At 32.9% G+C, this 26,598-nt stretch carries 33 protein-coding genes and 1 pseudogene; 12 read left to right on the top strand and 22 right to left on the bottom strand.

Annotated elements, in window-relative coordinates:
• Position 1: 1 nt before the first annotated feature.
• From GTO82_RS07250 to GTO82_RS07280, 7 genes are all read right to left on the bottom strand, one after another.
• Positions 2–343 (bottom strand): helix-turn-helix domain-containing protein, encoded by a 342-nt coding sequence (locus tag GTO82_RS07250; RefSeq protein ID WP_180873044.1) that lies wholly within the window; start codon positions 341–343, stop codon positions 2–4.
• 5 nt (positions 344–348) lie between these two features.
• On the bottom strand, positions 349–1,185 hold the full coding sequence (locus GTO82_RS07255; RefSeq protein ID WP_260983139.1) for a hypothetical protein: 837 nt from the start codon (positions 1,183–1,185) through the stop codon (positions 349–351).
• A 69-nt stretch (positions 1,186–1,254) separates the two neighbouring features.
• The gene (locus tag GTO82_RS07260; protein WP_180873046.1) at positions 1,255–2,088 is read right to left on the bottom strand and encodes an ERF family protein; all 834 of its coding nucleotides are present in this window, start codon (positions 2,086–2,088) and stop codon (positions 1,255–1,257) included.
• On the bottom strand, positions 2,088–2,999 hold the full coding sequence (locus GTO82_RS07265) for a DUF1351 domain-containing protein (RefSeq protein ID WP_180873047.1): 912 nt from the start codon (positions 2,997–2,999) through the stop codon (positions 2,088–2,090). Before GTO82_RS07265 ends, GTO82_RS07260 begins: the two co-directional genes overlap by 1 nt.
• Positions 3,000–3,029: 30 nt before the next feature.
• Entirely contained in the window at positions 3,030–3,182 is a 153-nt protein-coding gene (locus GTO82_RS07270) for a hypothetical protein (RefSeq protein WP_180873048.1), read from the bottom strand.
• 148 nt (positions 3,183–3,330) lie between these two features.
• The gene (locus GTO82_RS07275; protein WP_260983140.1) at positions 3,331–3,615 is read right to left on the bottom strand and encodes a helix-turn-helix domain-containing protein; all 285 of its coding nucleotides are present in this window, start codon (positions 3,613–3,615) and stop codon (positions 3,331–3,333) included.
• A 1-nt stretch (position 3,616) separates the two neighbouring features.
• On the bottom strand, positions 3,617–3,760 hold the full coding sequence (locus tag GTO82_RS07280) for a hypothetical protein (protein WP_180873049.1): 144 nt from the start codon (positions 3,758–3,760) through the stop codon (positions 3,617–3,619).
• A 277-nt stretch (positions 3,761–4,037) separates the two neighbouring features.
• Here GTO82_RS07280 and GTO82_RS07285 point away from each other — a divergent pair, with 277 nt between their 5' ends.
• Positions 4,038–4,511: a hypothetical protein gene (locus tag GTO82_RS07285; RefSeq protein WP_180873050.1), complete on the top strand. Its 474-nt coding sequence runs from the start codon at positions 4,038–4,040 to the stop codon at positions 4,509–4,511.
• 139 nt (positions 4,512–4,650) lie between these two features.
• On the opposite strand, the gene GTO82_RS07290 is transcribed toward GTO82_RS07285, so the two are convergent.
• The 4 genes from GTO82_RS07290 to GTO82_RS07300 are packed head-to-tail and all read right to left on the bottom strand — an operon-like array spanning position 4,651 to position 6,035.
• Positions 4,651–4,863, bottom strand: a complete 213-nt coding sequence (locus GTO82_RS07290; RefSeq protein ID WP_180873051.1) for a hypothetical protein — start codon at positions 4,861–4,863, stop codon at positions 4,651–4,653.
• A gap of 2 nt (positions 4,864–4,865) precedes the next feature.
• On the bottom strand, positions 4,866–5,663 hold the full coding sequence (locus GTO82_RS07295; protein ID WP_180873052.1) for an ORF6N domain-containing protein: 798 nt from the start codon (positions 5,661–5,663) through the stop codon (positions 4,866–4,868).
• 4 nt (positions 5,664–5,667) lie between these two features.
• Complete coding sequence (locus GTO82_RS09780) at positions 5,668–5,856, bottom strand: helix-turn-helix domain-containing protein (protein ID WP_260983198.1); 189 nt, start codon at positions 5,854–5,856, stop codon at positions 5,668–5,670.
• Positions 5,844–6,035, bottom strand: coding sequence for a helix-turn-helix domain-containing protein (locus GTO82_RS07300; RefSeq protein ID WP_180873053.1), 192 nt, complete (start codon positions 6,033–6,035; stop codon positions 5,844–5,846). Before GTO82_RS07300 ends, GTO82_RS09780 begins: the two co-directional genes overlap by 13 nt.
• Positions 6,036–6,284: 249 nt before the next feature.
• Between GTO82_RS07300 and GTO82_RS07305 the strand changes: the two genes are divergently transcribed.
• Entirely contained in the window at positions 6,285–6,584 is a 300-nt protein-coding gene (locus GTO82_RS07305) for a helix-turn-helix domain-containing protein (RefSeq protein WP_180873054.1), read from the top strand.
• 3 nt (positions 6,585–6,587) lie between these two features.
• Positions 6,588–7,262, top strand: coding sequence for an ImmA/IrrE family metallo-endopeptidase (locus tag GTO82_RS07310; RefSeq protein WP_180873055.1), 675 nt, complete (start codon positions 6,588–6,590; stop codon positions 7,260–7,262).
• A gap of 63 nt (positions 7,263–7,325) precedes the next feature.
• Here GTO82_RS07310 and GTO82_RS07315 read toward each other — a convergent pair whose 3' ends face one another.
• Complete coding sequence (locus GTO82_RS07315; protein ID WP_180873056.1) at positions 7,326–7,550, bottom strand: hypothetical protein; 225 nt, start codon at positions 7,548–7,550, stop codon at positions 7,326–7,328.
• Positions 7,551–7,935: 385 nt separating this feature from the next.
• Between GTO82_RS07315 and GTO82_RS07320 the strand changes: the two genes are divergently transcribed.
• From GTO82_RS07320 to GTO82_RS07330, 3 genes are all read left to right on the top strand, one after another.
• Positions 7,936–8,322, top strand: coding sequence for a hypothetical protein (locus tag GTO82_RS07320; RefSeq protein ID WP_180873057.1), 387 nt, complete (start codon positions 7,936–7,938; stop codon positions 8,320–8,322).
• Positions 8,323–8,347: 25 nt separating this feature from the next.
• Positions 8,348–9,223 carry a hypothetical protein gene (locus GTO82_RS07325; RefSeq protein ID WP_180873058.1) on the top strand — a complete coding sequence of 292 codons (876 nt, stop codon included), beginning with the start codon at positions 8,348–8,350 and terminating at the stop codon, positions 9,221–9,223.
• Positions 9,224–9,385: 162 nt separating this feature from the next.
• A complete protein-coding gene (locus tag GTO82_RS07330; RefSeq protein ID WP_180873059.1) occupies positions 9,386–10,507 on the top strand; it encodes a tyrosine-type recombinase/integrase in 1,122 nt (373 codons plus the stop codon).
• Positions 10,508–10,617: 110 nt separating this feature from the next.
• On the opposite strand, the gene coaE is transcribed toward GTO82_RS07330, so the two are convergent.
• The 8 genes and pseudogenes from coaE to GTO82_RS07370 all read right to left on the bottom strand — a co-directional run bounded on the left by coaE (position 10,618) and on the right by GTO82_RS07370 (position 17,958).
• Positions 10,618–11,214 carry a dephospho-CoA kinase gene (gene coaE / locus GTO82_RS07335; RefSeq protein WP_180873060.1) on the bottom strand — a complete coding sequence of 199 codons (597 nt, stop codon included), beginning with the start codon at positions 11,212–11,214 and terminating at the stop codon, positions 10,618–10,620.
• Entirely contained in the window at positions 11,211–12,041 is an 831-nt protein-coding gene (mutM, locus tag GTO82_RS07340; protein ID WP_180873061.1) for a DNA-formamidopyrimidine glycosylase, read from the bottom strand. The genes coaE and mutM overlap by 4 nt, the downstream gene beginning before the upstream one ends.
• 19 nt (positions 12,042–12,060) lie before the next feature.
• Entirely contained in the window at positions 12,061–14,721 is a 2,661-nt protein-coding gene (gene polA / locus GTO82_RS07345) for a DNA polymerase I (protein WP_180873062.1), read from the bottom strand.
• A gap of 212 nt (positions 14,722–14,933) precedes the next feature.
• A pseudogene (locus tag GTO82_RS07350) lies at positions 14,934–15,242 on the bottom strand (DUF202 domain-containing protein).
• Between the two features lie 25 nt (positions 15,243–15,267).
• The gene (locus tag GTO82_RS07355; RefSeq protein WP_180873063.1) at positions 15,268–16,101 is read right to left on the bottom strand and encodes a PTS system mannose/fructose/sorbose family transporter subunit IID; all 834 of its coding nucleotides are present in this window, start codon (positions 16,099–16,101) and stop codon (positions 15,268–15,270) included.
• A gap of 2 nt (positions 16,102–16,103) precedes the next feature.
• Positions 16,104–16,961, bottom strand: coding sequence for a PTS mannose/fructose/sorbose/N-acetylgalactosamine transporter subunit IIC (locus GTO82_RS07360; RefSeq protein WP_011162343.1), 858 nt, complete (start codon positions 16,959–16,961; stop codon positions 16,104–16,106).
• Between the two features lie 37 nt (positions 16,962–16,998).
• Positions 16,999–17,502, bottom strand: coding sequence for a PTS sugar transporter subunit IIB (locus GTO82_RS07365; protein ID WP_180873064.1), 504 nt, complete (start codon positions 17,500–17,502; stop codon positions 16,999–17,001).
• Positions 17,503–17,514: 12 nt separating this feature from the next.
• Positions 17,515–17,958, bottom strand: a complete 444-nt coding sequence (locus tag GTO82_RS07370; RefSeq protein WP_180873065.1) for a PTS sugar transporter subunit IIA — start codon at positions 17,956–17,958, stop codon at positions 17,515–17,517.
• A 313-nt stretch (positions 17,959–18,271) separates the two neighbouring features.
• Between GTO82_RS07370 and GTO82_RS07375 the strand changes: the two genes are divergently transcribed.
• The 6 genes from GTO82_RS07375 (at position 18,272) to GTO82_RS07400 (ending at position 23,898) form a co-directional block, all read left to right on the top strand.
• Positions 18,272–19,114, top strand: coding sequence for a substrate-binding domain-containing protein (locus GTO82_RS07375; RefSeq protein ID WP_260983141.1), 843 nt, complete (start codon positions 18,272–18,274; stop codon positions 19,112–19,114).
• Positions 19,114–20,418, top strand: coding sequence for a sensor histidine kinase (locus GTO82_RS07380; protein ID WP_180873067.1), 1,305 nt, complete (start codon positions 19,114–19,116; stop codon positions 20,416–20,418). Before GTO82_RS07375 ends, GTO82_RS07380 begins: the two co-directional genes overlap by 1 nt.
• A gap of 1 nt (position 20,419) precedes the next feature.
• The gene (locus tag GTO82_RS07385; protein ID WP_180873068.1) at positions 20,420–21,094 is read left to right on the top strand and encodes a response regulator transcription factor; all 675 of its coding nucleotides are present in this window, start codon (positions 20,420–20,422) and stop codon (positions 21,092–21,094) included.
• An 82-nt stretch (positions 21,095–21,176) separates the two neighbouring features.
• Positions 21,177–22,352 (top strand): ABC transporter substrate-binding protein, encoded by a 1,176-nt coding sequence (locus GTO82_RS07390; RefSeq protein ID WP_260983142.1) that lies wholly within the window; start codon positions 21,177–21,179, stop codon positions 22,350–22,352.
• A 118-nt stretch (positions 22,353–22,470) separates the two neighbouring features.
• Entirely contained in the window at positions 22,471–23,184 is a 714-nt protein-coding gene (gene deoC, locus GTO82_RS07395) for a deoxyribose-phosphate aldolase (protein WP_180873069.1), read from the top strand.
• On the top strand, positions 23,185–23,898 hold the full coding sequence (locus GTO82_RS07400; RefSeq protein ID WP_180873070.1) for a GntR family transcriptional regulator: 714 nt from the start codon (positions 23,185–23,187) through the stop codon (positions 23,896–23,898).
• Between the two features lie 73 nt (positions 23,899–23,971).
• Here the strand turns inward: GTO82_RS07400 and murC are convergent, their stop codons facing one another.
• A complete protein-coding gene (murC, locus tag GTO82_RS07405; protein WP_180873071.1) occupies positions 23,972–25,285 on the bottom strand; it encodes a UDP-N-acetylmuramate--L-alanine ligase in 1,314 nt (437 codons plus the stop codon).
• 578 nt (positions 25,286–25,863) lie between these two features.
• Positions 25,864–26,508 (bottom strand): copper homeostasis protein CutC, encoded by a 645-nt coding sequence (locus GTO82_RS07410; protein ID WP_180873072.1) that lies wholly within the window; start codon positions 26,506–26,508, stop codon positions 25,864–25,866.
• Positions 26,509–26,598 lie beyond the last annotated feature (90 nt).

Genomic DNA, 26,598 nt, shown 5'->3' on the forward strand with positions numbered 1-26,598 from the left:
CTTACTCCTCATCAAAACTTGCATCAATTAGCAGTTTGCCAATCTTGGATTGAGATATACTGCCATCTGGATAATCCTCATTCAGCATGTCAGTAATGCGTTCATATGCGTCTTGCTCATATTCGTTTAAGTCGTGAATGTCGATATACTCGTCAACATATCCTTGCAAGTACGGGACAGAAACTTTCCAAAATTTAGCTAACTTTTCCCAAGTTTTTAATTTAGGCTCTCTTTTTCCAGTTTCATATTGGCTTAAAGTATTATTTGGTATTCCAATCATTCGGCTATATGAGCTTAGAGTTAAATTAGTCTTATTTCTAACTTCTCTTAATCTGTTTTGCATGGTGGTTACCTTCCGTACTCTCTAAAAATTGCGTTACGTTCTTCTCGACTTATATGTGACACTGGATTCTGTTGCCTAATCTGTTGCTGAACCTTACTCCAATCAGTAGCCTTACGGATAGTCTTAGCTTGTTGCATATAGCGTGGTTTAGATGGCGTCATATCAAGTTCATCATCAAATCGACCATTAAACCAAGTAGAACCATTAAGTGTGTATTCTAGCGGTGTTTGTTTAATTTTAAGAAACTTAAGATAGTGCTCTAGTTTTTCTTTCATCACTTCAAATGTATTATCTTTGCTACGCTTTCTCCACGTCTTATAGTGTCTAAGAGCGGCCTTTTTACCTTGTTTCTTAGGATACATTGACCATAATTGCTCAAATTCTGACTCATAAATTTGTGTCGGAGATTCGGAAGAATCGACTATATTATTTATACTATCCTTACCTAACCTATCCTTACCTAACCTATGCGGTCCATTTGACGTCCATTGGTTGTCCACTGGACGTCCATTATTTTCAACTCCTTTAATGCCAGTCTTTTTTCCAGTATCTGCTCTTGCTTTGGCTTGCTGAATTTCAATGTCTGGCAACATTTTGACAAGTAAGTCTCGATATATCGAATCAACTTTTCTATCGGAACGAATGCGATTGTTTTCTTTCCAATCATTTATATAAGTAACAAGATCAGCATTTAAAACTGTTATAAGCCCTTTAGCTGCCAGAATTTTTAAATCATCTTCAGTAGAGCCTGTTTGTTTCATTACGTTATAGCCTTCAACAACTCCATCATCGTCAGCATGTATCCCTAAATGAAAGTAGAGACATTGAGTTGATGGAGGCATTTTAAGAAATCTTGCACTTTCAACAATACGCTGTGAGAACATTCTACGTTGTGCCAATTAATTCACCACCTAAAATAACTTTCCTTCTTTTGGAACAGCAGTCTCTACCTTCTTATCAGCGAAAGGATCTTTTTGAGATTGCTGAACTTTATTGACTGCAGCTTGTTTTTCCTTTTTCTCCTTATCTTTTTTAGCTTTAACCTTATCATTGGCTTCACTCTTCATCGCTGATATCTCGCTGGCGAAATCCCACATATCTGTCATACTATTAACGGCTAATTTAGTTACGTTGTTATTGTCTCGATCTAGTAATTTACCTTTTGCTGCTAGATCACCTGCTAGTCCTAGAGAGAATAGTTTAGATAAAGCAACTTGCTTTCCTTTGTAAGAAAGAGTTAATTTTTCAATCTCTGTTGGACTCATATATTGCGGCAATTCTTTAGCATCCGTGTCCTCTTCAGAGGCTATTCCAAAAATGCTGCTAATTGAGTACCTTCTACAATAGGTTAATGCTGATCCATATTGTTGAGCTTGTGGTTTCGTTATATCTAATAAATAACTACCAAAGTCGATAACTGCTCCCTTGCTATTAAAAATATAATTTTCTACACCAGTCTTTGCAATTTCATTAACTGGTTGTTGAATGTATGCTAAATCTAATCCTCCAATGGCTTTTTGAATCGCAGTTAAGACTGCATTCAAGTCAGCATATTTATATCCATATCCATCTTTACTTTTTGAAGGTTGTTCAAGTGCTTGCTTGACTTGAACAAAACTTTTAAGAAGTGATAGCTTTGCATCCAAGGATTGCTTAGCATCCATCCCTACAATTGTTTGAATATTCATTAATCCAACTGACTGAGGAGAAGCAATTGGATTTTTAGGTTCATTAAGTAACTCCATTACTTACTTGTCCTTTCTTCTTCAATTACTTCATAGTTAATTTGCTTTTGTTTGATATACTTCGATAATTCTGCAATCTTAGAAGTCTTATCGGTAAATTTAAGACCAACACTGGTTAAATTACTTACTAATTCACCTGTCTTTTCATCAACAGCTGTGCCATCTTCCAAAATGGTATAAGTACTATTTTTAGAGCCATTTAATGAGTGTTCAGCAGTTAACTGAACAGAGTATGCATGATCCTTTTCCATTTGATTGATAACTTCTGTAGCATCTTTAATCTTTAATAATTCAATATAAGGATTAGGGTTAACAACTGGAGCAGTAAAAGATTTAGCCTTTTCAATAATCATCTTAATAATCTCTTGTTTATTTTTTCTTTGCTGAAGAGCAATTTCAAAGCGTTCTCTTGCATCTTTTTCTATTTTTGGCCAAGAGATAGACTTATTATCCCAATTGTCTTGATAGTCAATAGATTGTAATGGTAAATCATATGAAATAGCTAATTCACCTAGTTTTTGAAGATTAATCTGATGCTTATCTTTTCTAGCCTGATTATCAATATCTTTGATCCCCTTACCAATATGATCGGCAGCATCTTTGGGAATGGTCGCTAGAACTTTCATATTCTTATCAAATTCAATTACTTGATTGGCAATAACTTTTACAGTTCTTTTTCTTTCATCATCTAATAGCTTTTTTAATCGGTTAAGTTCAGCTCTAGTCTTTTTATCTGCTTCATAAGATTCAGGAGTAACAACGTAGTTATTCCAACCTTCTGCCTTTTCTTCTACTAATTTTTTTAGTTTATTCATATTTTGAAAATTAATTTTTGCTGGTTGATATTCTAAAGAAAAATCATTATTTTCAAACGTAATTAATTCTTGTTTGGCTTTGTTAATCTTATTCATGTTATAATTCCTTTGGTTCTATATATTTTTCTAGTCGTTAGCTGTTGGCGCAGTTAGCGGCTTTTTTGTTAACATTAAATCTGTTCTAAACTGACGTTGATACTCGTCTTCAATGATTTGCTGCTTTGTTTCTTTTGTGAAAAAAGCATTGCTGCTACTAATTAATCGTGTTTCTAAATTCATTACATTCACCCCCCCTTAAATATTTGGAAAAACTGCAGTAAATATTGTGAATATAAAGGTAATAAATATTCCGATAAATCCGCCTAATGCTAAGAAATCTGTTTCCCGGCAATTCAAATCAACGTGAAACCAATTATTTACTACTCTGTTAAACCATCTCATCGTTGCTCATCATCCTATCTAAATCTGCTCTTGCATATCTAACTACTCCGCAAACAATGCGGGGTGTAATTATTCCGTCTTTCCGCCATTTATCAAATGTACTTCGGCTAACTCCGCAATAGTTAGCAGCATCCCCTACATTGAAATACCCTTGTGATGCATATTTTTTAATTAAAGATTTAGCATCCTTTTTTGAAAGAAAATTATCACTAACATCAGGTATTTCCTCACGAATCATTGAACGGAGAGCTGCTGAATTAATTAAATTCATATCAATCACTCCATTTTTTATCCAATACATCAGCATTCCTAAATTCATTAGTCTCTTTAATGCTGAAATAATCTACTTGTTTAAGATGCATAAAACTTAGAATTTGTTGGATCTCTTCTGATTTACCTTCTATCGTTAGTTTCATCTTTATCACCTCTCAATTCATCCAAGCTGACACCCAAAGCGTCAGCAATTTTACACATAGTTCCGAAAGGTAGAAATTAATTTGTTTCCACATTGTTCACAGTAATTGCCATTATGAACAACATTGTGGCAATTACTACATACAACCAAATTCATTAGATTAAAGTACTTATTGGCAGCTTCCATAAAAATGAGCTGCTTTTTCTTTTGCTCTTCGTTCACCGATATCTCCTTATTTGATAAAATTACATATATTTAAATAATCAAAAGGTCTAATTATGAAATTGAATTCAACAAATATCACTACTGTCATTGCTATTGCCGCTATTGTTTCCCCTGTACTAGTTCAAATTATTAAAAGCTTTTTTGATTATCGTTTAAATAAAAGAGAATTTGATTTAAAACAATCTATTAGGGATGACAATAAACGTGAAAGAGATAGTAAGATAAAAAAACAAGACAGAGAACAATATGTACATGCTTTATTAGATTTCGTATCTGCAATTAATGAATGTGTCGTTCTATACTCAAATTCAGCCACTATAAAAGATAGGTTCGTTAAACGACGTGAAGCTGTTAATCTTGGACTTATGCTTCTGCCTTATCTCCAAACAAATGATCAAAAAATTATCCTTAGCGTCATTGAGGAATTAGATAAACATGACCCAAATTTCAATGATCTTCACGCTCAATCTAAAAAAGTTAACTCTGAAATTTTACGTTTGCTAAACAAACAATATATAAAAGATTAGAGTTACAAATCCGATATAAATGTAGTAAGGGAAACCTAGGGCTTCCCCTGCTATTCGTTTTAAAATCAATCTGTCTAATAAAACAGCTATAATATCTGCTATTAAAATCCAAGTGAAATGTTTCATGTACTTTTTCTTTCTAATCGTTTAAATAAATCTCGCTCATTCCCAAGAGGTCACAAATATTAGCTAAAAGCTCATAGTTAGATTCTTGAAGATCTTTCAACTCAAATTTTCTTTCGCCAGTTTTCACACCTGAATCAATAATTGTCGAAACCTTGCCAAATGTTGTATTAGGATCATTTAAAGTAATTAATTCTTTGAGTGCATCTTTAACATTTTCGTAATTCATAATTATTTCTCCACTTCTTTCTTAACTGCTTTCATCCCCGCATCGGTATAAAGCCATTGTGGAACTTCTTTATCAGAATATTGAGACTTACTATTAGCCCAGCGACCGTATTTGTTTTGCCCTGGCTGATTAGCTTTTAGACCTAATTTATTAGCCATTCGCCCTACCTTTTGGGCACTAATTCCTAACTTCTTTCCAACTTCTCCTGCACTGTAATATTTAATTTTCATAACAGGAATAGTCATTTCTCCCGTAATCGTTTCTGCTGCTTTCGCTAGTAAGGCTTGTTTTGAACTGTTCGATTCAGTTGCCATTGCAATTTTATAGAGCATATTAGCTTTACGAGTAGCTGAATTATCTTTCATGATTTTCAGGCGTTCCTGACTAACAAGAGCTGGCTGATTTTTCTTAATGGCTATTCTCATGTTGAAGTAGTTATCTACTAGTTCGTCGTAAATATCCCAGGCCTTATCATCATCCATAATTTTCAATAGTTTGGCATACCCACGTTCAGATAATAGGTAAACATGCTGTGTTCTGTTACTACCAATTAATCCATTTTCTTTTGCAAAATTTCTAAATCGATCAGATCGATTTAGAAGATCAATAATATCGATTCCCTCTTTAAACCGTTTAATATTGTTAGTGATTGCTTCGTTAATTTGACGCAATTGTTTTCCATGAATTAGTGCAATATCTCTAACAAGCATTGCTTTCTTGCCTTCACCGAATCCACCTTCAATTCCAGTGAATTTGAATTTTCCGATCTTTTCTTGACCAATAACTTTTAAAGCTTCCATTTACTTACTTTTCCTTTCTAGCTAACTTGAATAAATATTGTGGCGTAACTCCTAAATAATCAGCCACATCTTGCAAGACATCAGCGCGTGGGATACTTTTATTCCACTTGCTAATAATTCTATTTGAAAGTTGCAAGTCATGTTCAATTTGATAAATTGATTTTTTAGACTTCTTTCTTCTTACGGAAGTAATACTTTATAGTCGATACCTAAATAATCTGCTACTTTCTTCAAAGTTGAAATTTTAGGCTCAACTCTATTCCAACGATAGATTGCATTAGCGCCAACTCCCGATTCTTCACCAATTTCTTTTAGCGATTTTCCCTGGAGCTGTCCAAGTTGTTCAATCGTTCTAACAAGTTTATCTGACATATTTCCACCTTCTTGATAGTTCTCATTGCATTCAACTATCAAAAGTGATACTATTTAAGCATAAGAAATGAGTGTTATTGATAGTTTTCGAAGTATTTCAATAACCTATCTATAGTTGCACAAATAATAGTTGAATGTTGTTTTTATGTGTTGTCCTCCGTTAGGACAATTTATATACTACTACCATTTTTGGTAGTTGTAAAGCATAAATACAATCATTTTTGATATTTTTTTTAGAAAGAGATAAAAATGAGTATTTATCAAAATATACAAGAAATAGCACAAGATCGTGGCATGTCGCTGAAAGAAGTCGCTAAAAAAGCTGGGATTGGTGAAAATTCAATATACAGATGGCAAAATCATAAACCCTCTATGTCTTCTTTAAATAAAGTAGCTATTGCATTAAATGTGGATGTAGAAGATTTGACAACTGTTGAAGACTCCGAGACGCCAGAATACCGTGCAATACAAAGAAAAGCGAAAAAGATGACCAATCAAGATCAAAAAAAACTTTTAAATATTATGAAGGCAGCTTTTGGAGATAAATAACATATGGAAAAAATACCGGATTATGCACTTGCTCAACAAAAAGCAACTGATTTATTAAAAGCAGTTAATTATTCAAAATTACCTATAGATCCCTTAGAAATTGCCACTTTAATTTCTAACATGACCATAAAAACTTTTGGTGATATTTCTAAAGAGACTAACTATTCAATCCAAGAAATTAGTGATTCATTGGATACCACAGATGGTGATCTCATTTTTAAACCTGCTCAAAACAAATATGTGTTACTTTATAACGAAAATGTTTTTAGTCAAAATAGGATTAGATTTACACAAGCACATGAATTAGGACATTATTTTTTAAATCACGTTGAAAATAGTGATAATTGTTTATCTGCTCATAGAAACTTAAATGATGAAGAATACGATGTAATGGAAAAAGAAGCTAATTATTTTGCTAAACGTTTATTAGCTCCAATTCCATTAATAGTGGCCACGATAGAAAAAATTAGTGACAATATTTTATATCCATATGAAATAGCTACTGAATTTGGCTTAAGTGATCAAACAACAGAATATGTGATTGACAACATGAAAAATTTAAGAAAATGGCCACAAGATAGAGAGTTAGAAAATCAATTTAAAACTTCTCTAGTGAAAAATATTAATTCAATCAATCTTACTAGAAACAATCAAATTGATAAAGAAATTATCCTCTAACTAGCCACACTTAAATATATTTAATACAAGAGATTGATTTGGAAAATAAAAAAGCCACTTAATTTAGTGACTTTTACGTTTAGGAGATGGGCTATTGAGAGATTCTTCAAGTAAATATCTCAGCTCATCTGGATTATTCCATTTTACAATTGCTTCTGCTTTTGCATCATCATATGAAATATCTGATCTTGCTTGAAGCAAAGTAATATAAAGATTTATTGATTGCCAATAAGTTAATTTATTTAGAAACTTGGTGATATTATTCGATTGCAAAACCTCATTAAACAAGTTCTTTGGCCTCCCGTCATTAAATATCCGCTGGCTTTTATAGGAATCATTATTACATTTGTTCAAATAATAATTACACTAACAAACAGTATCAATACACTTTGGAAACAACGTATTTTTTGGATATATGTATCTTTAATTATTATTATATATCTCCTAGGCCTCATAACCAATTGCTTCTTACTGGCTATAAAGCTTAACAAATTAATCGTAAACAATAATGGATTAGCTAAACAACATCAAATAGACTTAGGCGATAAGAAAAAATTAAAAGCATATATTAAACAAAAAAATATTTTCTTTGAAGAGTGTTGGAAGCGATTGTCTTCCGAGGATAAACGAATGGCATTTATTGAATCTGAAAGAAGAAAGGAAACAATAGACTTTGAAAGTAGTGAAGATAATTAGTACAAAACAAATAGTCGTTAATGCCGGATCTAAGGACGGTATCAAAGAAGGTCAACAACTAGAAATTATTGATAAAATAGGTGATGAACCTGTTGTAGATCCTGAAAGTGGCGAAAATCTTGGCTATTTGAATATTTCTAAAGGTAAGGTAATAGTCTCAAGAGTCTTTCCTAAAATGAGTATTGCTGAAGCTCCTTCTGAAACATATAGCGTGTTCGATCAATTGACAGGAACATTCAAAATGCCGAGTACTACTATTCAATCCGATTTAAATGTTGATCCCAAGGAAATTACAGGTGGTCTACCATCACCTTCCAAAGATCCCATTAGAGTCGGAGATACAGTAATCAAAATAAATGAATAAAGTAAAAGCAAGTATAGGAAAATAAATGAAAAAGAAGTATGTTATCACAGCAAGCTTACTAGTAGCAATGGGAATGTCTACTACAGCTTGTTCATCAAGTTCAAATAAGTCAAATTCAACTGTTCAATCATCTAAAAGTGTACATAAAAAGAAAATAGTAAAATTGCCTAAACCTGATTATGCTACAGCCGAAGATGCTGAAGCAGCATTAAATGCAGGAAAAGTTCTTGAAGGTAAAACTGTTCGTTTTAGAGTAAACGACTTAAAGCCTAAAAGTGCTTTTGGATATAATTTAGAAACTGGCGAGCATTTAAACTTTGTTAGTTCACATAATCCAAAAGTAAAAGTTGGTGATGTAGTTATTGTTAAAGTAAAAGAAGTAACGTCTACCCTAGGATCATTTGTTATTAAGTATTCAAGTCTGCGTAAAGTACCGTTAAATTCTTTATCTAAGGCAGAAAAAGAAAAATTAATTGGAAAGACTGATACAGAAAATAAATCAAACACTGAGACTAATTCTTCCAGTCAGCAATCTTCTTCCCAGCAGACTACTGCACAATCTTCCTCATCAACTGTTCAAAATAGTAACACAGCTAAGCAACAATCTAAGCCTAAATCACAAGGTGAGATTAACAAAGAACTCGGACACGATCCGAAAGGTGCCCCACTCTTACCGGGGCAAGATCATGCTGCTGGCGCGAATGTAAATGGTGATCCTGATCCTTGGGTACAGGGACAAATCGATTGGGCTATTCGTGAAGGTTACATGAATCCTGATGGAACGGACACTGAAAAAGGTAAACAATTATTACAACAGGGTTCTGATGATGAAGACGCAGATTCCAATAATTCTAGTTACGATACAAACGATGATGATTCAAGTTATGATACGGACTATTAAAAAATAAACAAAAATCCCACTGATGCGCCAACATCAGTGGGAAGAAATGAGCTACGCCAATAGCTCAACATAAATTCGATTAACAAAGCCATAAAAAATATGAACTCTGCCCTCTTATTGTAGCAGAGTTCATATTTAGGCTACAATAGGAGGTTTTTTATTATGCCAAAAAGAAAAAATTCTGATATCAAAGACTACACTTTAAAAAATGGTGAAAAGAGATATAAATTTCAAACTTACCTAGGTCTAGATGATAATGGCAAGAGAGTGATGGTAACTCGTCAAGGATTTAGAACTTACACTGAGGCCAACGAAGAGTATGAAAAACTTCGTGCTAAGGGCACACAAGGCTACACCAAGCCTAAACAAACCACTGTCGAAGAAGTCTGGAAATTATGGTTTGATAACTATAAGAGACACGCCAAAGAAGCAACAGCTCACAAGATGGAACAAATGTATAAATATCATGTTAAACCAGATTTTGGCAATAGCTATATAGATAAAATTAAACCACCAAAAATCCAAAAATGGATTAATCACTTATCAACCACCTTAGTCCAATATCGTTCTGCCTTTAACTTACTTAATAATCTAATCAAATATTCTATTGTGATGGGATTCGCTAGCTACAATCCTATGAGTAGAGTATTAGTACCGAAAAAGACTACCAAGAAAAGAAGAGATACAAAAAATAATTATTATAGTAGTACCGAAGAAGTAACTAAATTTTTAGAAGCTGCTAGGAATGATAGTGAGATGGCTTATGTATTCTTTAAGCTTTTAGTTTCTACTGGTATTAGAAAAGGTGAAGCACTGGCTCTCAAATGGTCAGACATTGATTTTAAAAATAATATTATTCACATCACTAAAACAGTCGATGTTGGCTTTCATAATAAGGAATTAATTAGATCGCCTAAAACTAAAGAATCAACTCGTGATGTACCTCTATCTAAAAACCTAAAAGTTGATCTCTTGAAATATAGATCTAATTTATATGAGTATATTTTTTGCAAAGCTAACGGAGAGCATCTCAGCCTAAGTACACCTGCATCATGGTTAGCAAGAATCTATAAAAATAATACTGAGTTAAAACAAATAACTGTTCATGGGTTCAGGCACACTTTCGCTACTCTTACACTTCAACCAGGCATGGGAAACACTCCTAAAGATATTCAAAAGATACTAGGTCACTCAACTGTAGATATGACTTTGAACATATATACTCATGAAAGTAAAAAAGGCCAACAGAACGTAATTCGTTCCATTGACGCTTTAAATTTTTAATTCTGTGCTTTTTCTGTGGAAAGTATATTTATAAAGACAAGAATGTTGATATATAGCGGTTTACATAAAGTAAATCGCTATTTTTATGGAACTTTGGACATTCCATTTTTTTACCTGCCTATCTCTTGTAATAAATCAGATAATTTTTTCTCTAAGTCACCTATTGTACCAGTATTAGCTACTACATAGGTAGCCCTTTTTTCTTTTTCACTTAATGGCATTTGATTATTTATTCTAACTATAGCTTCTTTTTTAGTGAAGTCATTTCGTTTCATTAAACGTTCAATCTGTAATTCTGGTGAAATAGAAATAACCAAAACACCGTTACATAAACTTTCAAAGCCAGATTCAAATAATAAAGGCACATCAATTACAACTAATTTTTCTTGATTTGCACGATATTGTGCCATTTGTTGTTTAATTTCTTGATGGACAAGTGGATGTGTTAACTCATTAAGTTTTTTCAACTTAGCCTTATCGTTAAAAACTATTCCACCTAATTTGCGACGATTGATTGTTTGATCCTCATTAAGAATATCAGTACCAAAATAATCAACTACTGCTTTGTAACCATTTTGCCCAATTTCCATTATTTGATGAGCAATCAAGTCTGAATCAATAATTGGAATTTTTTTCTTTTTAAAAAAATCATCAGCTGTACTTTTGCCACTAGCAATTCCACCAGTTAAACCTAAAAAATATGTCATTTGTATAGCACCTGACAATGCGGACAAAACGTTGTACCGCGTCCATTTACTTTAATTTTCTCTAGAATAGTACCGCAATTATTACATTCTTCACCCGCATGACCGTAAACCTGGAGCATATTTTGATAGCCACCTATATCACCATTAGCATCCAAATAAGTTTGTACAGTAGTACCACGTTCCTTAGTTGCAACAGTAATCGTATGATTTATATTGTGATATAAATCTACTATCTTGTCAGCAGGAATTGACTTAGCACTACTTAAGGGATGAATTTTACTCTGCCACAACACTTCATCAACATAAATATTTCCTAAGCCGCAAACTACGGTTTGATCTAAAAGAGTATTCTTAATATTTTTCTTCTTTCGACTTAGAGCATTAATAAAGTATTCTCCACTAAACTCTTTGGTATTTGGTTCAGGGCCAAGGTTCCGAATTCCAGTCGTCTGCTTTTCTGTGCCGGTTTCTACTAGATGCATTCTTCCGAATTTACGTACATCAGCATAGCGCAGAGCAGTTCCATCAGTAAAGACAAATTCCACATGCTCGTGCTTTCCTTTAGGCTGATCAGGAGTTACTAAATGATATTTTCCTTCCATTCGCAAATGGGAAACCATAGTTAAGTCATCATTAAACCTAAAGAGTAAGTACTTACCGTAACGATCAATTTTTAAAATTTTTTTATTTGTTAATTTTTCAACGAACTCGTCTGGATCATTAACTATAATTTTTGGATACCAAACAATAATTTTAGCAATTATCTTCCCTTTAACTAGAGGAGTTAATGTTCTCCTAACCGTCTCTACCTCTGGCATTTCTGGCATCGTCTCACCCACTTACTATTTATTTTGCATCGTACCAATTATGTCCCCAGTTCGAATCAGCAATTAGTGGAACATCTAATTTGACAGCTGACTGCATAACTTCTGGAACAATTTTCTTAATTGTATCTAATTCATCTTTTGGTACATCAAAAATCAATTCATCGTGTACTTGTAAGACCATTTTAGTCTTTAAATGTAGTTCATCAAGTTTTTTCTGCATATTAATCATGGCAATCTTAATAATATCAGCTGCTGAGCCTTGAATTGGAGAATTAATTGCAGTTCTTTCCGCAAAACTTCTAACATTGAAATTCTTTGAATGAATATCTGGTAAATACCGTCTTCTATGCATAATTGTTTCTGCATAGCCATTCTCACGGGCCTTTTTAATTGCTTCATCCATATAATTTTTAATTTGAGGATATTGTTCAAAATAATTTTCAATAAAAGTTTTAGCTTGCTTGCGGCTAATCCCTAAGTTTTTAGACAAACCATAGTCTGAAATACCATAAACGATACCAAAGTTAACAGCTTTAGCATGTCTACGCATTAATGGCGTTACTTCATCAGGTGAGTCCAAGTGAAAAATCTTCATTGCAGTGTGGGCATGAATATCATAGCCTGACTTAAATGCTTCTTGCATATGTTCATCCCCAGAAACATGAGCTAATACTCTTAGCTCAACCTGAGAATAATCACAAGAGAAAATATAACCATCTTTTGTCGAAGGAACAAAAGCTTTTCTAATCTGCTTTCCTTCATCAGTTCTAGTTGGAATATTTTGTAAATTAGGATCAACTGAAGAAAGACGACCGGTAGCTGTCAAAGTCTGTAAATAACGAGTATGAATTCTTCCATCAGGCTGAATACATTCAAGCAAGCCCTTAACATAAGTATTTTGAATTTTAGCGATTTGGCGATAGTCCAAAATTTCTGAAACAATCGGGCTTTTCATTTTTAACTGTTCTAACACTTCAACAGATGTTGAGTAACCAGTCTTTGTCTTCTTAATTGGTGGTAAACCTAATTTTTCAAATAGAATATGTCCCAACTGCTTAGGTGAATTCAAGTTAAATTCTTCGCCAGCTTGTTGATAAATCTTATGTTCTAGTTCTTGTAATTTAACTGCAAAATCATTACCTAATTGATTCAAAACCGATGCTTCAACCTTGATACCAGTAATTTCCATCTTTGCTAAGACAAGAGCCACTGGAATTTCAATTGTTTCATATAAATCATCTTGTTCATGATCTTTTAGTTTTTCAAGAAGTGGAGTCTTTAATTTTTCAATTACAGCAACTTTAGCTGCTAAATGTTCAAAGAATTCATTATCGTCAGGTACAGCTTGTTTTTTACCTTTCCCGTAAACTTCTAAATCAGTCTTTACAGAATAATCGTCATATAAATGAGCTACTTCCCCAAGATCATTCGAATTATTTTCATTATTAACTAAATATGAAGCAAGAAGCATATCATAGTCTAAACCTTCTGCCTTGATATCTAGTCGATGTAAACCAACATAAGTTCTTTTAATATCAAAAACATTCTTCTTGATGGTCTTATCTTCTAGCATTTTACGAAGTGGATTTTCTTGTAGTAAAACTGGATCTTTAGATACATAAATCTTATTACCAACTTTTAGAGAAAAGCCTTCAATTGGAGCTAGATGATAATTATCACCTAGCATTGCTAAATAAAAAGTTACTTCTTTTTCACTGATTTTATCTAGTTCAACGATATTTTCTTTAGTTAATTCAAGATATTCATATTTTTCAATCTCTTGTTCGCTACTCGTCGTACCCGTGCTACCTAATTCTGCTAAGAATTTCTTAAATCCTAAACGTTCATATAAATTACGCAAGTCTTCAATATTTGGTTCTTGTAATTTAGTGTCGGCTAGAGTTACTTCGACTGGCGAATCACGATCAATCGTGGCTAACTTTTTAGCTAAAAAGGCCTTATCTTTATCATTAATTAGATTCTCTTTTAGCTTAGACTTTTTCATTTCGTCTACATGTTCATAAAGTTCTTCAATAGAACCATATTTTTGAATTAGCCGGGATGCAGTTTTGGGACCAACCTTAGTCACACCAGGATAATTATCTGAATTATCCCCCATCAAGGCTTTCATATCAATGAATTCAGTTGGGGTAACCCCATTAACTTCTTTCATATGATCTGGAGTATATGCTTCTGTATCGCCAACTCCATTTTTAGTAATTAAAACTGTGGTTTTATCAGATGCAAGCTGAGTTAAATCTCTATCTCCAGTCACAATATCAACTGTATAGCCCGCATCTTCTCCCATCTTAGAAAGTGTTCCAATAATATCATCAGCTTCATAATTCTTTAGCTCATAACTCTTTGTTCCTAAGTCTTTAAGCATTTCACGAATTACAGGAAGTTGCTCTGATAATTCACTCGGTGTTTTTTGGCGACCACCCTTATAGTCCTGATACATCTCAGTCCTAAAAGTAACTTTTCCTGCATCAAAAGCAACTAATACATTAGTTGGATTAATCTGCTTCATGATTGCATCAAGCATATTTTTAAAAGTAAAAATTGCATTTGTATGCAAACCATCTGGACTAGTAAAACGATCAAGCTGACGGTATAAAGCATAAAAGGCACGAAAGGCCACAGAGTTGCCGTCAATTAAAAGTAATTTCTTTTGTGCCATATTTTTCTCCTTAGATAAAAAAACTGTCAAATTAGTCTCTTAACTATTTTAACAGTTTTTCTTCTATGATTTAATTATCTACTTTGCTTTAGTTTGCTCTCAGATTAATTCTTTACCACTATAAAGAAAAAAGGAATCACATCTCTGCTATAATGTGATTCCTATGATGAATGCTTAAGTAAAAAATAATTAATAATTATAGGGGAATATCTTTACTTAGATTCTACTTTTTTCGTGAAAATAGTTACTTTTTGTTGATAATCATCTATCAACAAATTTAAATTTTGTCAACCTTTCCATTGTCCATAGCCAAAGATCGACATGCCTAAAGATCCTAAAATAAATAGCACTATTCCTATAATAAACAACCAAAGAGTTTGAGCGTGAAAGTAATAAATTAATACAACACCAATTGCACTAATCATAAAAAATAAATTAAACCAAGTTTTTAGATTTTTTAACATCTTTTTTTGGTAATTAACTTCGTTAACATAGCCTTTTCTTAACTCTTCAATTGTCATTATAAGATCTCCTCCAAGATTCTACTTAGTATGATAAACCTGGGTTGAAGAAGCCAACCAATACACCTAGGAGGGCAACTCCGATTAAAATAATCATAGTCCAAATAGCTGAAACGTGTTTCTTAGCCATTAACCACCAGCATAAGAAAGTAACAATAACGGTAAGCAAACCAGGATAAATATTATCCAGCTGCTTTTGCAAGTCCATGAATACACGACCACTTGAGTCACGTAATTTCAATGATGTTGTAACACTTACCCAACTTGCAAGAACACCACCAACTACCATTCCACCAACAATTGAAATAGCTTTACGAATTGCTTTACCTTGAGTACCAACTAAAATATCAACCGCTTTATCACCTAGTTTATAGCCACGGAAGTATAAGAAACGTTGACCAAAGTAAGCGATTAAACTCCAAGCTATAATATAGAAAATCGCACCAACTGGTGAACCATTTCTTGACATCCCTAAAGCAATCCCTAAAAGAATTGGAATTAAAGTACCATCAATTAACGAGTCACCAATACCAGCGATAGGTCCCATTAACCCAGCACGCATGTCATTGATAGTTTCACCGTCAATTCCCTTGTCGTTTGCACGAGCTTCTTCCAAACTAGCAGTCGTACCAATAATAACTGAACCTAACATAGGGTTAGTGTTGAAGAAAGCTGTATATGCATGAATATTTTCTTGTTGTTGTTTTTTATCTGGATATAGTTCTTTAATAATTGGTAACATAGAAGCTAAATATCCAAATGTTTGCATTTGTTCCTGTGAGAAACAGGTTAAAGCACCCCAGAACCATAAGTTAAAGGATTTATTTAATGTTTTGTGACTAATCTTTTTCTCATCCATTGTTAAATATCCTCGTCTTCCTCATCGTCATCATCTACAGTCGTATTTGCACTAGTAGTAGGAGCAGCTTTTCCTTTGCTCATTTCAATTTCGTACATAATTACGGCAAATAGTAATGAAATTACAGTAATTGATACTAAGTTTAGCTTTAATGAAGCAGCTAATGTAAAACCAACCAAGAATGGAATAAAGTCTACTGACTTATTAACAATCTGACGAAGTAAAATAGCAATACCAACACATGGAAGCATAGCACCGACAGTAAACAGGGTCTTCATTGGAATACCATCCATAGGAAGGGCGTTACGTAAAGCAGTAACACCTTGTGCTCCAAAGTGAGTCATTAAAACAGTTGGCAAGAATGAGAAAATCAAGTGTGAAATCCATGGCCAGCCAAAGTTAACTGCATATAATCTATCTAGTTTGTTGTTTTCAATGTCTTTCCAACCCATTGATTGCCAAACCAAGTTAAGGAATGCAACGGAGTAAAACAACACTGAACCAATAGTACCAACCAAAGTACCTAATGATTTAGCCATATTAGCTGCTTGACTGCTAAATGGGCTCAATCCTCTAGAACTAATAGCAACCATTGCTAAAGGAATACCAATATAAGAAATTGCACGAACATCAGCTGAAACAGTACCACCTGGTGTTACCAAAGCAATATAAACAAGCTGTGTAGCAACACCACAAGCAATTCCTAATGGAACGTTTCCCATTACGATTCCACAGATTAATCCTCCGACTAATGGACGACCAATCATGTAGTTACCGATAGCTTGACCAGCCATACAAGAGTTTGAACATAAACATGCTAACAGACCAAATATACAGGCTTGTAACCAACTTATAGTCATTTTCTCTACCTCTTTACCTATACTTATGACTTATATTTTAATAACCAAACTTGCCTTTAAATTTGTCCCAGTAACCAATTTGCTTATCAGGAAGAAGTGCAAAGTGAATCTTATAACCTTTATCAGCCATTGCTTCAAAGGCATCTCCTTCTTCTTGAGTAAATGATTGGTTATCACCTAACTTAATAGCACCTGGACGGTCATTACCTGGTCCAACGATAACTTCATTTACATCACTTGGTTTAAATCCCCAGTCAACTAAAATAGTTTTCATATCAAGTGGATTTTTAGTGATTAAAAAGTAGCGTGTATTTGAAGCTAAAACTTTATCTTGAACTTTCTTAAAGTGGTTCATTGTCCAAACAAAGCATTTTTTACCTTGACCTTCAGCTGCTGACTTATAAGCTTCTTTTAAAATTGGATTATCATGAGCTTTATCATTTACGGCGATAATTCCATCACATGGAACTTCCTTTGACCAACGAGTAGTAATTAAGCCATGAATCATGCGGTCATCAATTCTAACAAGTGATACAGTCATTTTTATTTCCTCCTAAATATCGTCATCATCATCTGTGCTATTTTCTGGCGTAACTTCATATTGTTTCAATGCTTGTCTGGCTTCATCTAAAGCATTCTTAGCAATATCTTCTTTACTCATCGTGTCTAAAGAAACCGTTGCAGTTAAAGCCATAGTAAAGTTCATTCCACCTAGAACAACACCTTTATTCATTAATCCTCTTTCAGAAAAAACACTTAAAAATGTTGTCAGGGGACTTCCACCGATTATGTCAGCTAAAATCACAAATTCATCTTCAGAACTAAAATTATGTTCCTCGAAGAAATCATTAACTTTTTTCTTAAAATCATCTGCTGATTCACCATTGTATAGGCACAATGTATGAACTCTTTTAATTGCATCCCCAGCAAACATATCTAATGAAGTTTTAAGACCTTCAGCAAATTTACCGTGAGAAACTAAAATTAGATTTTTCACTTTTACACCCCTTCTCTTAATTACAGTTATAATTTATCATTATGAAAGCGTGTACATAAGTGTCAAATGTAATCGTTTACTACGTAATGAATATGACATTTGTCACATTTTTACTGCTTAACTTATTTTTTAATTTTTTATAAAATATCCATAACATGATTTGTTTTATAAAGTAGTTAATAAAGGGTTAATTATGAGGAAAATATTTATAATAAGCAGAATCATTTTTCCAATATTTGTAATTGGGATAATTATCTATCTCTTCTATGCACAACCATTTAGTCATAAACCAATTAAATTTGGCAGTACTTATATGACAATAAATAACGATTTTTATCAAACCTTGAATGAACCAATTGCTAATGAAGTAGATGATCATAACGATCTTCTCTATAGTCGAAATCCAGAACTAAGTGTTAATAATCAAATTACAGAAATAGAAAATTTTATTAAAAATGGAGTCAAAGTTATTTTTATTAATCCAGTCGATGGTAACTCTCCGAGGCTAATTAGAGCATTAAAAAAAGCACATCAAAGGGGGATTAAAATTATTGTAGTTGATAGCCAACTCAAAAATTTAAATAATTATGTAGATTGTACTATTCGATCCAACAACTACCAAGCTGGGGTACTTTGTGCAAAAGAATTAATGTCAAAACAAAAAAGCGCAAATATTTTGGTCTTACAACAACCAACTGCAATTTCTGTTGTAGAACGAATTAAGGGCTTTGAGGATACACTTAAAAGTCATTCAAACTTTCAAATTATCGATAAAATAAATACTACCGGACAATCAGAAAATAGCTATCCAAAAGTACAGCGTTATCTTAATAAAGGAAAAAATTTTGATACGATTATGTCCTTAAATGACAAAACTGCAGTTGGGGCTTTAGCAGCTATTAATTCGATCAATTCAAATAAAGAAATTTCTATTTACAGCATTGACGGTTCAGAAAATATTAAAAAAATGATCAGTAATAAAAATCCTAGTATTAAGGCTACAGTAGCTCAATCACCACTCCAAATCGGCAAGGTTGCTGTTAATGTAGCTTACAAACTTCTTAATCATCACAAAGTGAAAAAAGAAATCATTCTGCCTGTCGAGCTTATCACATCTAAAAATATAAAAAATTTTAATATTACGGGGTGGCAATAATGAAATTTAAATACTTAGTAAGTATACGTCACTTCATGATAACCTTAAATTTTATTATTGTTTCTTTTATTGGCGCACAATTTTTACTAATAACCCAGTATATCCTTAATCACCAATTAAGTTCAGAACTCTTAACTACACTAGCTCAAGTTCCCGATTCTCCCCTCATACTATTTAGTGAATGTATTATTTCCTATGGTTTGTTAGTCCTAGTAATGTATATCCATTATCATTACAATTTTTCTACTCAAAATACTCTATTGTTACTTGCTCTTGAATTTATATTAGCTTTCGTAATCTTTTTTGCAGTTAGAATGAATTATAATGGGATCTTCTTATTAATTTTCATTGACCTATTATTAACTTATCGAAACTTACCAACTATTCAAAGCTATTGGTTTTGGGGCATCTCAGGAACTATCTTCTTACTATTATTTTCATTTTCAAATTATTCTCTTTTGGGTGTTTTCTTTAAGATGCCTAGTCTAAACACCTATCTTGATTTTCTTCCTACTCAATCTCGCTCGCTTCTAGTTTTCTTCAATAATTTTCTTGTCTCATTAAACCTAATTACCTTTATCTGCATTTGCCTAGGTTACGTAATTTATATTTTAAATCGAACTCATACCGTTCAATCAAAACTGCATAGTATGCAAAAAGCTAATGATGAGCTTAAAAGTTATACAGCAATATCGGAAAAAATTGCTCAAGATCATGAAAGAAAAAGAATTGCTCGTGATATTCACGATACAGTTGGCCACACTTTGACTGGTGTAGCAGCTGGAATTGATGCTGTAATGGTTTTAATTGACATTAATCCAGAAGCAGCAAAAAACCAACTGCAAAAAATATCCACTGCAGTTAAACAAGGCATAAAAGAAGTAAGACAAGTTCTGAATCAAATGCGTCCTGATGCCTTAAAAAGTTATACTTTAGACTCTGCATTAAGCAAAATGTTAAAGGAATACAGCGATATTTCTCATATAAAGATTGATTTCAATTATGGATGGGGAGATGCAAACTTTCAAAAAACTACTGAAAATATTATTTTTCGTGTAATTGAAGAAACAGTCACTAATTCCCTGCGTCATGGTCATGCAACAAGAATCTGGATCAAATGTACCAGCACGGATTCTTCCTATGTTCTCTCTATCCACAATAACGGTAAAAGTGAAGCACATATTAAACCAGGTTATGGCATTACGCAAATGACAGAACGGCTCACAATTATTAATGGAACAGTTGAGCTTGATGGTGAAAAAGGTTTTACTACAGTTGTAAAATTTCCTAAGGTAGGTGTTTAAAATGATAAAAATACTAATTGCCGATGATCAACAATTAATTAGAGATTCAATAAAAATAATTTTAGAAAGCAATGATGATTTTTCTGTAACTGACACAGTTGCTAACGGTAAAGAGGTCTTAAGTAGTATTGAAAAAAATAAGCCAGACGTTATTTTAATGGATGTTAGAATGCCTGTAATGGATGGAACAGTTTGTACAAAATACGTTAAAGAAAAATATCCTAATATTAAGGTGATAATTTTAACCACATTTGATGATGACGATTTTATTTTTAGTGCTTTAAAATATGGTGCTTCGGGATATTTATTAAAAGGTGGTTCTCCTGCTGACTTATTTACAGCGATTCGTACAGTTGCACAAGGCGGAGCAATGATCAATCCTGATATTACAGAAAAAGTCTTCAGATTATTTTCGAAAATGGCCCAATCAAATTACACAATTTCAGTAAGTGACAAAGAAACAAAAGACTTTTCTAGAAGTGAATGGTGCGTAATTCAACAAGTTGGTCTAGGGCTATCCAATAAAGAAATTGCTACTAAACTTTTTCTATCTGAAGGAACTGTTAGAAATTATATCTCTAAGATTTTAGAGAAATTAGATTTACGTGATAGAACTCAATTAGCAATTTGGGCTGTTCAAACAGGTGTTACTAGTGAAAATATCGACAAAAAATAGCAAAATAATCGCCTGCACTATACTTTTTATAACTTTATTATTGGGCTTATTTCTTTTTTTTAAAGCTAAATACAGTAAACCTGTGTTAACAATTGGGGTTTACACAGATAGTAGTTGGAATGTACCTAATGGAGATGCGGACCGTGTAACAAAATTAGCAATTAAGAAATTTAAAAAGAAATATCCTAATGTGGATGTTCAATATACTGCTGGAATTAGAAAAAGTGACTATAATAATTGGTTAACCGAAAAAATTGTTAAAGGTAATACGCCAGATGTAATTATGTTGCCAGAAGATATTTTCAATTTATTAGCCAGTAACGGTACTTTAAAATCATTAAATAATCCATTAAAGGACGACCAAATTTCTCATTCAACTTTCTATAGTAGTGTGTTCAAAGCCGGACAATATCATAACGTTCAATATGGTCTTCCATATGAAACTAACCCTACCTTAATGATTGCTAACAATGATTTGTTAGCTAAAAATGGCTTCACTAATTTAAACCAGCATTTTTCCCCTAATGAATTCAAAAATATCTGTCGTACAATTAATATAAATAATAATTATGCGGGTATTACTTCAGATTACACTTGGCAAGATGCACAACTAGCCTATGGTAATTCTGTTTTTGAAAATTCCTCTATCAATCTTACTTCCAATAAGGCACGCACAGGTTTCTCATTAATTGAAGACTTAACTAATGAAAATGGTTATCAATACGTCAGTTCAAATCAATTTGATCAAGGGAGAGTAGCTTTTATGCCGCTCCCCTTAGCTAAATATCGTACCTATACTTCCTATCCCTATCATGTTGCTCATACATCTAGTTTTAAATGGAAAGTATTTCAAATGCCGGCTATCAAGAATGTTAAGGCGACCCCTGCATCAACAGTTTGTTTGAGAATTTCTGCCCAAACAGCACACCTTACTCTTTCCTGGAAATTTATTAAACTTATGTGCACTGACAAAGAAATACAACAAGAAGTGTTAAGAAGTAGAATGGGATCTTCTGTCTTACCACGGGTTATTAAGAGTCGTTATACTAAAAAAATTTTTAAAGGAGAACAGCAAAATCAGCTTACTCCTAATATGCTTGATTCAATTCTAAAAGATGTTGCAACTACACCTAAATTTAGAAATTATAGTCATAAAGAGGATGAATTAAATTATCTCATTCAAAATGCACTAAAAAATAATCAATTGAATCTTCAATTATTTAGTATTCAGCATCAGATCAACAAAAATACTTATTAATAAAAGGCAGAGATGATCCTCTCTGCTTTTTATTATCATCTCAAAATTGACAAAACGCTTTCATAGATCTACTATATATTTGTAATATGTAATTACATATTTGAAAGAAGGATAAAAAATGAAATACACTATTGATGATTTCGCTCGATTAATTGACCATACTAATTTACACGCTGATGCTTCTAATGAAGACATGAAGAAACTATGTGATGAAGCAAAGAAATACCATTTTAAAATGGTAGCTATCAATCAGGTTCAATCTAAGTTTTGTTCAGAACAACTTAAGAATACTGATATTGACACCGGAGCAGCAATTGCTTTTCCATTAGGCCAACAAACTATTGAATCAAAAGTTTTTGATACTGAAGATGCTATTAAAAATGGCGCTAATGAAATTGACTATGTAATTAATATTACTGAATTAAAAAATAAAAATTATACTTATATTAAAGAGGAAATGAAGCAAATGGTTGATATTTGTCACAAATATCATGTGCCATGTAAAGTGATTTTTGAAAATTGTTACCTAACCAAAGAAGAAATCAAAAAATTGGCAGAAATTGCGAAAGAAATTAAACCTGATTTTATTAAAACTTCTACAGGATTTGGTCCATCAGGAGCAAAGGTTGAAGATGTAAAATTGATGAAGTCAATCGTTGGGGATGCCGTAAAGGTCAAAGCAGCTGGGGGCATTAGAAACAGTGACGATTTCTTAGCAATGGTAAGAGCCGGTGCAGACCGTATTGGCTGTAGTGCTGGTGTTAAAATAATTGAAGCTCTTAAACAGCGGATGCAAGATGATAACGTAACTACAATTGAGATTAGTAGATAAATGACTGAATCAAAATATAAAAAAATTGAGACTATTTTAAAACAAAGAATTATAGATCAAACCTATCCTCTTAATAGTTTATTACCGAAAGAAATTGAACTAGCTGCCGAATTCAATACAAGTCGTCCTACAATTAACCATGCGATTCACAATCTGGTTCAGCAGGGATTCTTAGAGCAACGCAAACGATTAGGTACTATTGTTAAAAGAAACAAGATTGCACAAGAATTTACTCATGTAATCCAAAGCTATAATCAAGAAATGGACGATAAAGGATTAAAAGCGAGAACTAAAGTGATTTCTCTTGAGAAAATTGATTCTACTTCAGAAATACAAAGTGCTTTAAACCTATCTCCTTCTGATTCAGTCTTTAAATTAGTTAGACTAAGATATGTAGATACGGCTCCAATTGTTGAAGTTACCACTTATATCCCTGCTACGCTTGTTCCAGGCCTAGATAAAATAGATTTTTCACAAGCATCCTTATACGATGAACTTAGGAAAAGAAATTTACCTGTCACCCATGTCACAAGAAAATTAGAAGTTAAACCAGCTTCTTTAACTATATCTAAAATTTTAAAAATTAAAGAAAATGATCCTGTTTTTTACTTTCATAGTTATGGATCTACAAAAAAGGATCAAAAAATAGAATACTCAATTGCTACTTACCGTGGAGATTTGAACTCGTTTATTATTGATCTTAATCTTAACTAAAAAGGATTGATTAGATCTTTTACTTTACTGCAAAAGTCTAATCAATCCTTTTATCATATTTCAAAATATTTAATTAAAGTAACTTTTCATAAGCATCTTCATATTTAGGAATATCACCAGCACCCATAAATACTACAACTGCATTTTTGTGCTTAGTTAAATCAGCAATATTGTCTAAATCAATTACTTCTGAACCAGGAATATTATTTACCAAATCTTCACTTGAAATATCTCCACTTGCTTCACGGGCAGATGCATAGATAGGAGTAACGTAGGCCTTGTCTACATCACGTAAGATTTCTTCAAAATCTTTTTGATATTTCTTAGTTCTTGAGAAAGTATGTGGTTGGAAAACTACCACTAATTCTTTATCTGGGAATTTTTGGCGGGCAGCTTGGATAGTTGCACGCATTTCTGTTGGGTGGTGAGCATAATCATCAATTACGGAAACATCCCCAAAATCTTTTTCGGCAAAACGTCTTTTTGCACCCTTGAAAGTAAGTAGACCTTCCTTAATATCATCCATTGGAACTTTTTCAGTATAAGCAACTGCAATTACAGCAGTAGTGTTTAAAATACTGTGATCACCAAACAAGTGAATTTCAAAACGGCCAAGGTCTTTCCCATGTGCTAAAACATTAAATTTAGAGCCAGTAGTTGTCTTTTCAATATTAACTGCTTGAAAATCATCAGTGTCTTTGAAGCCATAAGTATACTTAGGAATATCAGTCTTTAAGCTTTGCAGGCGCTTGTCATCTCCCCAAACGAAGAGAGCCTTCTTAGTTTGATCAGCCGCAGTTTGGAAAGCACTAGTGTAATCATCTTGATCCTTAAAGTAATCAGGGTGATCAAAGTCAATGTTAGTCATAATTTGGTAGTCTGGATGATATGCCAAGAAGTGACGACGGTATTCATCAGCTTCATAAACAAAGAAACGTGAACCCTCTACTCCTTTACCACGGCCATCACCAATTAAGTAGGAAGTAGGAGCTACTTCACCTAAAACGTGAGCTAAAAGACTAGTAGTTGAGGTTTTGCCATGAGTACCGGATACACCAATTGAAGTATGCATCTGTACAATTTCTTCCACTGTATCAGGATAGCTTTGCCATTCAACATTTTTGTCTAAACATGCTGCTACTTCAGGATTATCTTGCTTAAAAGCATTTCCTTTAACAATTACTTGTTCTGCATTGCTCTTAATATTTTTTGGATCAAAGTTTTTTACTTCAATACTAGCTTTTTCAAGAGGTACTTGTGTAAAAGTATATTTCTCAATATCTGAACCCGCAACGTTATAACCTAAGTCATGTAAAACTAGAGCTAAGGATGCCATACCAGTTCCTTTAATACCAATGAACCAAATTTGTTTGTTTTTGTCTAACATATTATTAATATCTCCATCGTTTATGCCAAAATATTCGCTTTAATTCTACCATTTTTAGCACAAAAAAAGAACATAACACAATGTTATGTTCTAATTAGAAAGTAGTTAGCTCATCCTTACTCCCTACTTTCTTTATATTTATTAATCTGTAATAAATTATTTATCAAACCCTAAAATATTAAGTAGTCTCAGATCATCAATCCACGCCATCAGCATTCTTATGTAGGTGACAACCCAAAATGGTAATCATCGAAAAAACTCCTCATACTCTTTATACTTGGCCGATAAGTGAGGCTATACCCCCCCCCAGAATTTCTGGAGGATCGTCTAGTATCGGGTACATATTGCACTTCATCATTACTATCTTGCTCCATTATTTTATTCACCATATATATCAAATAAAAAAACATTATTCTTACATTTTTACTATATCACTTATTGCCATTAAATAACATAATAAAGATATATATTTTTTATAATTTGTAATTTATAGCTTAATAGCCTTTCTACTACATATGGAATATATAAAGTCAAAAATGCTATCTGACTTATCAAAAGAAGCTTAAAATTACACAAAACTAAATTCTATCTAATAGTTTAGTGCCATGTACCTGATCTACATGAATTTGTTCAATTATTTCAGCTATGTTTTTATTTGTAATTCCGCCACCAGGTAAAATTTCTATCTTATTTTTCGCCTGTTTGACTAGTTCCTTTAAATTATCAAGTGTATGTGAGATTGGTTGATTTAATGGTCCACCATGAGTGAGAATGCGTTTCACACTATTTTTAGATAACCAATCAATGGTTTCTTTTTGTTCTGCATCTGTTAATTCATTAAATGCCATGTGCATCACAACTTCTAAGTCCACAATATGAGCCACTGAAAGCAATCTATTCATTGCCCTCTTATCTAAATGTTTTTCCCTAGTTAAACACCCGAAAGTAACCCCATCGACATCTAGTAAGCTGCATATTTGAATATCATTAATCATTATCTCTAGTTCATCCTCACTATAGACAAAATTTCCGCCACGAGGCCTAATCATTACAATTACAGGAACATCATGTTTATGTGCATACTCAACAGTCTTTTTAATTACGCCAAAAGAAGGTGTCGTTCCACCTACAGTTAAATCATTATTTAGTTCTATTCGATTGGCACCTCGTTCAATCATCAAAGGTACATTCGTAAAATTTTCAACACATACTTCTTTGATCAACTTTATGTTTCTCCCCAATCTAAGCTTGCTTTTATCCAATAACTTACAAGAAAACCCGAAATTCGTCTGAATTCCGGGTTTTATAATTTT

The organism is Lactobacillus johnsonii (genome assembly GCF_013487865.1).
Lineage (GTDB): Bacteria > Bacillota > Bacilli > Lactobacillales > Lactobacillaceae > Lactobacillus > Lactobacillus johnsonii_A.